Below are 7,804 nucleotides of genomic sequence, written 5' to 3'. Positions count from 1 at the left end.
TTGAAAAACCAAAATCAAATTCGATATTGCTGTTTTTATAATTGACATTGTGTATTCCGAGCATTTCCGCAATTCTTTTGATCGGCTTTTTGGCTTCTTTGGTGCTGAGGTTTTTATATGCTACGATGTCTATATCGGACACTTTGCTCATGTCGGGCTTTGAAATAACTATAGACTTATCTTTAAGCTCTTCGTAACGTTCCTGTTCCGACATATCTTCTGCAATAGAAAATTTTGTTCCGCTCTCTGTAGCGGATTTTTTTGTATCTTGTTTAACTGCCGAACTCTTAGTATGATTATTAACCGCCGCTTTTAAGCCATCCTCCCACAGATTCTTAATCTCATCAAGAGCCTTTGCATCTTCGGAGAGTTTGCCTGCGATAAGATGGTTTACATCACCGCTCTTAAGATAATTCTTGATAGCTTCGATAATGCTCTTTAACGCATCAACGAACTTTTCGGGTTAATATTTCAATCCACGCCCTCGTAAAGAGGGCGACCTTTTTGCCGTAAGTGTGTTACAATATACTTGAGATTTCAATCCACGCCCTCGTGAAGAGGGCGACGTCCCCGTGTCGAGCAGGTTATAAACAACGTGCTATTTCAATCCACGCCCTCGTGAAGAGGGCGACAAGCCTTAGTACCGCTTATCTTCGTGCTTGTGCTATTTCAATCCACGCCCTCGTGAAGAGGGCGACAGCGGTGTCATACTGCTCAGTATGACGGAAAACAATTTCAATCCACGCCCTCGTGAAGAGGGCGACTTAAGACAAAGCACCAAAAGCTGACAATGGAGTATATTTCAATCCACGCCCTCGTAAAGAGGGCGACATAACATCAGCGTGATATACACCCTGTTTATCTCATTTCAATCCACGCCCTCGTAAAGAGGGCGACACCATATTGTTTCCGACTGCAGGTTTAAAATAGCAATTTCAATCCACGCCCTCGTAAAGAGGGCGACTCGACTTACTTGACGAGGTAGGAGAAATCCCGATATTTCAATCCACGCCCTCGTAAAGAGGGCGACCACATCAGACAGCGTATCTCAGACCGCATAACCTTATTTCAATCCACGCCCTCGTGAAGAGGGCGACTTTTGCTTTATGTTCTTTTACAGCTTCAACAATAGATTTCAATCCACGCCCTCGTGAAGAGGGCGACTGGGAATTACTCATAGGCTCAAATGCCGAAATGATTTCAATCCACGCCCTCGTGAAGAGGGCGACTTTCTCCTTTTGCCTACATTATACAGCAAGTGGAGATTTCAATCCACGCCCTCGTGAAGAGGGCGACCCGAATATTACATCACGAAAAAGGGTGAAGTAAGAATTTCAATCCACGCCCTCGTGAAGAGGGCGACGCGAACATACGCCCACCTGTACCCACGAGAAGAGATTTCAATCCACGCCCTCGTGAAGAGGGCGACGGTAATACACTTAATATCCGCCGCTCCATATCACAATTTCAATCCACGCCCTCGTGAAGAGGGCGACCTCTGATAAAATGCCAATTGCTAAATCTATTATTATTTCAATCCACGCCCTCGTGAAGAGGGCGACGGTGCAACGATAAAGCACGACAAGCTTACAATTGAATTTCAATCCACGCCCTCGTGAAGAGGGCGACTATCCTTTTTCAGATAGCGTGTTCTTCCACTTCTATTTCAATCCACGCCCTCGTGAAGAGGGCGACCTATAGCGGAAAAGGTCGCAGGATAAGTCAACGTAATTTCAATCCACGCCCTCGTGAAGAGGGCGACTAAGCGATTATAGCTGCTATTTGTGGGAGGCAAAATTTCAATCCACGCCCTCGTGAAGAGGGCGACCGGAGTATGTGCGCACAGCGGCGCAAAATTCGTTATTTCAATCCACGCCCTCGTGAAGAGGGCGACAAATAAATATTGGGATATGCGTAAGCCCGAATATATTTCAATCCACGCCCTCGTGAAGAGGGCGACACAGTGTGCAACTGCAAAATTTTTGTATGCTCGGATTTCAATCCACGCCCTCGTGAAGAGGGCGACGTATCGTCGGGCGGTAAATCGTCCGTTGTTACGATTTCAATCCACGCCCTCGTGAAGAGGGCGACTCTTAAAGAATTCCCGCTCTAACTCGTCCACGCTGTATTTCAATCCACGCCCTCGTGAAGAGGGCGACCACAGTGGGAGATTTTTATGGATACAACAGTGATATTTCAATCCACGCCCTCGTGAAGAGGGCGACCGATGACGGAAAGAGATCATCGGCTTTGAGATGCTATTTCAATCCACGCCCTCGTGAAGAGGGCGACTTGATGATTTTATCGGCTTTAATTACGCAAAAACCATTTCAATCCACGCCCTCGTGAAGAGGGCGACCAACATCTGTCCGTTTTCAACACGCTCTGTTACAGTATATTTCAATCCACGCCCTCGTGAAGAGGGCGACGGTTATAATAACCGTAGGTTACAAATCTACTGTTTATTTCAATCCACGCCCTCGTGAAGAGGGCGACGAGAGACTTGTGGGCTTAGTTGTAACTACAACCAACATTTCAATCCACGCCCTCGTGAAGAGGGCGACGTACAGGCATCACGCACAATTGTGCAATTTTGCTATTTCAATCCACGCCCTCGTGAAGAGGGCGACTACTTGTACAGCTTATGACGCTGTAGAATATGAAAATTTCAATCCACGCCCTCGTGAAGAGGGCGACGCGATTATCTTGGTATGGCCGAACGTCTGAAAATATTTCAATCCACGCCCTCGTGAAGAGGGCGACCATATCTCGCCAGGTGTTATCTGCGTATATGACATTTCAATCCACGCCCTCGTGAAGAGGGCGACGTTGGCACATACTTGCCTTGTGTCATCGGAGATACATTTCAATCCACGCCCTCGTGAAGAGGGCGACGCAGAGCAGGCACAGACAGCGGGAAAGGTTGACATTTCAATCCACGCCCTCGTGAAGAGGGCGACCTTGCTCGGATACAGAGCATCATAGACGGAGCGGAATTTCAATCCACGCCCTCGTGAAGAGGGCGACCAAAAAGTGGGGTTTGGGGCAAAGCCCCAAATTATTTCAATCCACGCCCTCGTGAAGAGGGCGACGCAATTGTACTCATTGGGCTAACGGTTCAATCGGTATTTCAATCCACGCCCTCGTGAAGAGGGCGACAAAACGAGAAAGAAAAAACGAATATGAAACTTTTTATTTCAATCCACGCCCTCGTGAAGAGGGCGACTCGCCTTTCTGTGCCGATGCAACCGTCTGCATTATATTTCAATCCACGCCCTCGTGAAGAGGGCGACCCAGATGTGAGCCGTTCCTGCATAGTTCCTGCGTATTTCAATCCACGCCCTCGTGAAGAGGGCGACGTTGTATGATATTACATTAGCGACAGGCAGGGGGTATTTCAATCCACGCCCTCGTGAAGAGGGCGACTAGCACGATAACGAACAAGTATTACTGTGTCGGCAATTTCAATCCACGCCCTCGTGAAGAGGGCGACCACTCGCAAGTATGCCGATTAAAGCTCCTGCAAGGATTTCAATCCACGCCCTCGTGAAGAGGGCGACTTAAACGCTCCCGAAAATTGTATTGTTCTGATTGATATTTCAATCCACGCCCTCGTGAAGAGGGCGACTCGTCAATCGGTACACAAAAAAGCAGACAGACAAAATTTCAATCCACGCCCTCGTGAAGAGGGCGACCAAATTCTTTCATTATGCTGTCAACCTTTTCGTCATTTCAATCCACGCCCTCGTGAAGAGGGCGACGGTATATCGTACCCTCTCATCAGTGTTTCAATGTATTTCAATCCACGCCCTCGTGAAGAGGGCGACTTTGGCTATGTTCAAGCAACAAAACCTTCAGAAAAATTTCAATCCACGCCCTCGTGAAGAGGGCGACCGGTAAAAGGCACTCCGTTTATTACTATCTCCGTATTTCAATCCACGCCCTCGTGAAGAGGGCGACAGCAATCTGAGTGACCGTGCAAGTTCCATTTTTGTATTTCAATCCACGCCCTCGTGAAGAGGGCGACAAGGAACATTTTCCATTCTTCCTGCGACCTGCTATTTCAATCCACGCCCTCGTGAAGAGGGCGACCAGTGTTTACTGTTCCGGCGGAGCCTTGTGTTCTATTTCAATCCACGCCCTCGTGAAGAGGGCGACATCCTAATTGCGGATTTGTGCTTATAGACAAGCTGATTTCAATCCACGCCCTCGTGAAGAGGGCGACCTCAAAATTGAGTCGTAAAATCGCCGCAAATTTCTATTTCAATCCACGCCCTCGTGAAGAGGGCGACCATATTTTGTGATATACTCAAAGTGTCCTAAAGATTTCAATCCACGCCCTCGTGAAGAGGGCGACTTAATTGGTAATTCTGAAAAAGTTCGAGTGAATAAATTTCAATCCACGCCCTCGTGAAGAGGGCGACTTACGGTAATGGTTATATATCTGCATTGCTCTCGATTTCAATCCACGCCCTCGTGAAGAGGGCGACCATACTTATCACAACAAAGTATACGCCTAAGATATTTCAATCCACGCCCTCGTGAAGAGGGCGACTATCTGACATTACAGATAAGCCTGCATACCTGACGATTTCAATCCACGCCCTCGTGAAGAGGGCGACGTTTCAACCCTCTTGACGGTAAAGGCGTCAAGAATATTTCAATCCACGCCCTCGTGAAGAGGGCGACTACTTTGGCCCATATCGAAACGCCTGATTTGCCGTATTTCAATCCACGCCCTCGTGAAGAGGGCGACGACAAGTAGCAATGATTATGCTATCATATTTTAAATTTCAATCCACGCCCTCGTGAAGAGGGCGACCCCGCAAGGTACTCCTGCGACAGCATCACGGGCAAATTTCAATCCACGCCCTCGTGAAGAGGGCGACGTACAGGCATCACGCACAATTGTGCAATTTTGCTATTTCAATCCACGCCCTCGTGAAGAGGGCGACTACTTGTACAGCTTATGACGCTGTAGAATATGAAAATTTCAATCCACGCCCTCGTGAAGAGGGCGACGCGATTATCTTGGTATGGCCGAACGTCTGAAAATATTTCAATCCACGCCCTCGTGAAGAGGGCGACGGCAAAAAAGAAAAAAACGCTTGCACAACAGTACATTTCAATCCACGCCCTCGTGAAGAGGGCGACTTGGCACATACTTGCCTTGTGTCATCGGAGATACATTTCAATCCACGCCCTCGTGAAGAGGGCGACGTATCGAATGCGCTGTCGCCTGTGTTACCAAGTCTATTTCAATCCACGCCCTCGTGAAGAGGGCGACAGAGCGGCACGCAGGCGGAGTTATCACGGACGAGATTTCAATCCACGCCCTCGTGAAGAGGGCGACGTTTTGTGCCAAAATCTTTCCCTATTTTTGCTACAATTTCAATCCACGCCCTCGTGAAGAGGGCGACTCACTGCGTTGCGAGTACATATCGCAAGGTATACATTTCAATCCACGCCCTCGTGAAGAGGGCGACGAAGTTCTTTACGTTCTTTCTTCATACCACACCTCAATTTCAATCCACGCCCTCGTGAAGAGGGCGACACTATGGTAGTTGTTCATAAACAGCGAGCGATGTATTTCAATCCACGCCCTCGTGAAGAGGGCGACGTGCCTCAACGTTATCAAAGTGCTTTAAGCCCTATTTCAATCCACGCCCTCGTGAAGAGGGCGACCATAGACACCGATATTACCCTTGACCTGAGTGATATTTCAATCCACGCCCTCGTGAAGAGGGCGACTGGTAATACAGCTCGTATCAACTCAGGGACAGTTATTTCAATCCACGCCCTCGTGAAGAGGGCGACGCAACAAACTTCAAAAAATCGTGTATTCGTGTAATTTCAATCCACGCCCTCGTGAAGAGGGCGACGATACATACCGCTCCACCTGCTTAGCTTTGAGGATTTCAATCCACGCCCTCGTGAAGAGGGCGACTTAGAGTATACGATTTTTTATCGGCGGAGAAGCCATTTCAATCCACGCCCTCGTGAAGAGGGCGACTACAGTACGCATTGTTTTGCCGTTACCCATTCCATTTCAATCCACGCCCTCGTGAAGAGGGCGACGGGCGGAAAACGCCCGGCGAAGCACTCACCGATAATTTCAATCCACGCCCTCGTGAAGAGGGCGACATACGGCGCTTACAGAGCAAATAAGGAGCTTTTTCCATTTCAATCCACGCCCTCGTGAAGAGGGCGACATCCCACGCTATCGTGCCATTTACGCTCGACAAAATTTCAATCCACGCCCTCGTGAAGAGGGCGACCGTTTCCAGCACCTGCTCAATCTTTTTACACCCCATTTCAATCCACGCCCTCGTGAAGAGGGCGACGCGAAAAGCATAGAGTTTTCGCTACATACAAGCTATTTCAATCCACGCCCTCGTGAAGAGGGCGACGCGTAACCTCGGCAAGAGGGACGCAGGAAAAGTCAATTTCAATCCACGCCCTCGTGAAGAGGGCGACGATAGATCATCACGAGTTTCTACCCATTCGGGATATTTCAATCCACGCCCTCGTGAAGAGGGCGACACAAGCTATTGAACCTTGAGCAGATAACCAAGACATTTCAATCCACGCCCTCGTGAAGAGGGCGACAAACCTCAATCACTCTGTCGGCGATAAACATTCTATTTCAATCCACGCCCTCGTGAAGAGGGCGACGTGCAATCCTTAAAGGCGTTAACATACCCGGTTGATTTCAATCCACGCCCTCGTGAAGAGGGCGACGATAGTCCCGGCAAGCGCAGAAGCGCCGCCTGCATTTCAATCCACGCCCTCGTGAAGAGGGCGACCACAGTGCTTGCACACAACCCTCAGGAAGCTGTAATTTCAATCCACGCCCTCGTGAAGAGGGCGACAGAGCGACTAATCAAAACGCTTGATTTAAGCGGAATTTCAATCCACGCCCTCGTGAAGAGGGCGACGTGCTGTCGGGCTGACGGATAAAGTATTCATCAGTTATTTCAATCCACGCCCTCGTGAAGAGGGCGACAAAACGCAAATATCAACCGTAGGATACCGCTTTGATTTCAATCCACGCCCTCGTGAAGAGGGCGACCGCATAGTTAAATGGGTACAATCCGTGTTTGTCGATTTCAATCCACGCCCTCGTGAAGAGGGCGACGCAAGAAAACTATATCGAGATGATCACCTTGTGTATTTCAATCCACGCCCTCGTGAAGAGGGCGACTGTCCTTTTTTATGAAAGTGTGTTTCTGTCGTATCATTTCAATCCACGCCCTCGTGAAGAGGGCTACACTCGAACCCTTGTCGCAACTGGAGGGCGAAGAAATATTTCAATCCACGCCCTCGTGAAGAGGGCGACAAAATACGAGCGAGATGCTATCAGTCCTTCGTATATTTCAATCCACGCCCTCGTGAAGAGGGCGACATTCACAATTTGATAATGATTACTGAAAATATAAATTTCAATCCACGCCCTCGTGAAGAGGGCGACAGTTTTTCACAAAAGCCTGTTATAATATAGACAATATTTCAATCCACGCCCTCGTGAAGAGGGCGACTTGAAACTACAGTTTTTGAGGGACAGACATTTACAATTTCAATCCACGCCCTCGTGAAGAGGGCGACGTGAGCGGAGAACACCTATTCTGGGCTTTACTGTTATTTCAATCCACGCCCTCGTGAAGAGGGCGACAGATATATACGACCATAGCGATAATGTGGATTTTATTTCAATCCACGCCCTCGTGAAGAGGGCGACGTCTTACCAGTAAAAGAATTACGATATTTAACGGATTGCAATCCACGCCCTCGTGAAGAGGGCGAC

General features: G+C 48.6%; 1 protein-coding gene and 1 CRISPR repeat array. The gene reads right to left on the bottom strand.

The genetic code is table 11. From position 1 onward, the window contains the following. Positions 1 to 214, bottom strand: a 214-nt coding sequence (locus tag Q0E19_RS11470) for a hypothetical protein (protein WP_294409664.1), incomplete at its 3' end; no start/stop codon positions are given. A 254-nt stretch (positions 215 to 468) separates the two neighbouring features. Beyond that, positions 469 to 7,804: direct repeats of the CRISPR family, unit length 32 nt; unit sequence ATTTCAATCCACGCCCTCGTGAAGAGGGCGAC.

Origin of the sequence: uncultured Ruminococcus sp. (assembly GCF_934476685.1) — a bacterium.
Classification (GTDB): domain Bacteria; phylum Bacillota; class Clostridia; order Oscillospirales; family Ruminococcaceae; genus Hominimerdicola.
The sequence above is the reverse complement of the archived record's forward strand: the minus strand, read 5'-3'. Positions and strand labels throughout refer to the sequence as shown.